This window comes from Dehalococcoidia bacterium (assembly GCA_028711995.1).
Classification (GTDB): Bacteria; Chloroflexota; Dehalococcoidia; order SZUA-161; family SpSt-899; genus JAQTRE01.
The window spans coordinates 1-3,332 of record JAQTRE010000211.1 but is presented as its reverse complement, the minus strand read 5'-3'; the positions used below and the strand labels follow the sequence as shown (position 1 = coordinate 3,332).

Annotated in this window: 2 protein-coding genes; one reads left to right on the top strand and one right to left on the bottom strand. The window is 48.5% G+C overall.

Features of this window, described 5'->3' with window-relative positions:
* The coding region (locus PHV74_15615; protein MDD5095781.1) for an efflux RND transporter permease subunit at positions 1 to 224 on the top strand (224 nt) is incomplete at its 5' end.
* 1,859 nt (positions 225 to 2,083) lie between these two features.
* On the opposite strand, the gene PHV74_15610 is transcribed toward PHV74_15615, so the two are convergent.
* The coding region (locus PHV74_15610; protein MDD5095780.1) for an AAA family ATPase at positions 2,084 to 3,332 on the bottom strand (1,249 nt) is incomplete at its 5' end.

Here is a 3,332-nt window from a genome sequence, read left to right as displayed (position 1 = left end):
TGCGTCCGATTTTGATGACAGCGATGACTACCATCTTTGCTATGATTCCACTGGCGCTGGGGGCAAGTTCGGGAACAATGATTGCTGCTGAGTTAGGCGTTGTAGTCATCGGCGGGATGTTCAGTTCAACAGCGCTGACTCTCTTGGTCATTCCGGTGGTCTATAGTCTGGTGGATGGTTTCCGCGAGCGGCGCAGAGAGAAAAAGCTACTTTCTGTAAGTTAAATCAGCTGCAGGGCGAAGCCGTTTAGTATATTAGACGACTTGCCCCAAAGGATTTGTGCGGCAGACACACTGGTTAGGCGCTAAGTCGAATCAGTATGTCTGCCGCACTCACCTAATTTTGAGACAGACTCCCTGCTCGAACTCCTCGTCCATTTCTTCTTTTTCGCCTGTACTTCTTCGTCGAATCGAGCAACTGGCCAAGATGTCTTGCATTCGACAGTTGCCGTCTCGAAGCGAGCAACAATCGTATAGATTGTCTCATTGATGTGGATCGACATGGGGTCAGAGAGAAGGAGAGGAGTATCCCCGTAGCCTTGAATTTCAGTTGATGCTTCCGCCGATGTAGCGGTGAAACCGCAAATAGTCAAAATGCTCTTTCGACTATTGCTTGAAAGCGAGAGGTCAAAACACATAGCAGACAAAGACAGCGCAGCCTCTTGGCGATATCCATGAAGCGACTCTACAAGTCGGGGCTCAGATGGATGCCCCGACCATGCTGGCTGATCAGATGGAGTTATAAACCGTGGTTAGAGAACATGGGTTTATTACGGCTTTTTCGCGTTTTCTAACGAGATTCGGCAAACTATAATGAGCCCATGTATAATTGCCATCACGACTCATCCTGATTGGCCGTCACCTTTCCCATAATCAACTCCCGTGAAGCACCGAACCAGGATTCTTTGGTGGGTAGAGTCAGAAGACAGTTTCAATAGTGCCCGGAATGCCCAATGCTGAGCAAATGGACAACTCACCGATGTATCCCAGAAATCAGGACCTTGAACTTCCTCTGACGAACTCTGAGTGGGATCCTTCATCTGAAGTTCCCGAATCTCATCGTTGCATTTCCTCAACTCGGGTCTGGGTCAACCTCATCAGACTTGGACGATCATCCATGAATGTCCAATGAAACCTGGCAAAGTACCAAGCCAAGTAGCCAGGACGCCACCCGGCTTTAAATACCCGGAAAGCCAGAATTTCGATCTCGAAATTCCGCCGGTGCGGCTCAGATGCGGAGTTGTTCGCCGAGTGACCTCAACCAAGCCAGAAAAGCCAGAGTAAACCCGTAGGGCATGCTGCCACCGCTGTTACTCGTGGATCTCGAACTTCCTCTGACGACCTCTGAGTGAGATTCTTCATCTGAAGTTCCCGAATCTCATCGCTGCATTTTCTCGACTCGGGTCTGGGTCAACATCATCAGACAGGAAGATCATCTATGAATGTCCAATGAAACCTGGGCAAAGTACCCAGCCAAGTAGCCAGGATGCCACCCGGGTTTAAATACCCAGAAAGCCAGAATTTCGATCTCGAAATTCCGCCGGTGCGGGTCAGATGCGGAGTTGTTCTCCGAGTGACCTCAACCAAGCCAGAAAAGCCAGAATAACCTGCAAGGCATGCTACCGCCGGATATCCATGATCTTGGCCGGGACTTCACCATTACTGGCTGGGCTCTGATTGCTTGAGTGGCCAAGAGATGAGCGAGCGCTCTTTTACCATCGGCACTCAGTTTGTCCTAGTGACCGGGTAACGCCCACATATTCGACAGTAATGTTCTGCGTGTACCTTCGACTATGACATGCCCAGTGAAAGCCCCGAAGCGAACCTCATCGGTTTCTCTTCTTCGGCAGTACCACATACAGAACGATCATTAAGCTGAAAGGAGGATCAGAGTTGTCGATTGCGTCCCGTATCCCCTCTCCTCAAGGAGAGGGGGAGAAAGAGAAAACTTAGGGGACACCCCTAAAACCCCGGCAGAGACGCTTCTCTGCACTCTCTGCCCCCCCTTGATGGGATGGATGAAATTAGGTCTATCCTGAGTCTGGCGAAGGAGAAGGTTCTGTAGGGGCGCAATACTTTGCGCCCTAGCCTTTGCCTATAGCAGCCTCAATAAGCTTCAGCTTTTCAATAACGTCCTTAGCAGAAATCTCAAATGCGGCTTTAGCCTGCTCTTCGTCTTGTGCAATCCAGGTTAATACTTCTTCAAGGAGAGCCTTTTTGTCAGCTTGTTTCTTTTGGCCGTTTGACTTAGCCAAAACCTGTGCAACTTTCTCCGTGAACGGCTCAGGATAGTAGTTCTCGAAATCATGCTCCCCAAACTGAAGAAAGTGATCTTCACTCCAGCTGCTTGACTTGTAGGCCTTCCGTAACCTTTCAATAATCTTCTCTTCCTTTTCCCCACCATCGATAATTACCCAGACCTTGTTCTTATAAGTCGGCTGAAGATGCAGGTACACAAAAAGATTGTTGAAATCCTCAAACTTTGGCTCCACTTCATCACGCGTTCTGGCGGAAAAAGTCCGAAGTTTACGGCTAAGACCCGGTGCAAACCAGCCTATCAGGTAATCCCTGATGATTCTCTCTGCTGAGGATTCCTCGAGAAAAAGCCAGCTATCCCACAAATCGAGGTCGGTAAGTGCGTATCCCAAACTGTCCAATAAATGTCTTCTTGCTTCCGGGGTATCATCTACAGGAACAACGGTTGATGTGGGAACCTCACCCTCCCGCATCTCGATGGATACATTGAACATCTTACTGTCTTTCTCTGCTCCTAGATACTGCACAACTATGTCTGAGTGCGTGGTGATAATGAACTGGTTCCCGTTATCCCGCGACGACTTGGAGATCAAGCCAAGAAGACTTTTTAGTGCCTTCGGATGGATATCATTTTCGGGTTCTTCCACCAGAAATAGCTTGTCTTTAGCGATGCACAAGTCGACCAGAAATCCCAGTATATTGGCAACACCTTCTCCCATTGAACTAAGTGGGATGGTATCAAAATCTCCAACCATATAAACGGCTTGTTTCCCATTGTGAGAGGCCGCAGCTGTGATTTCAAATCCTACGGTGTCCTTGCACGCCTGCATGTAGACATTATTCTTTGGATGTCTCGGATTCGACAACCGATCTACCTTCGAATAGAGGTTCTGGAAGTTCTCTGTGACACTATTAACAATCCCTTCATTAATCTTTTCACTATAGGAAACAACTTTTCGCTTCGACAGGTAAGGGTAAATGAAATTCTTTGGCTCAGTCGGAGGAATCTGAGCCAAACCGATGGCATTCCCGTTCTTAAGTCGCCATACAGCGGAAGAACCACTTTCTTGGAGGGTG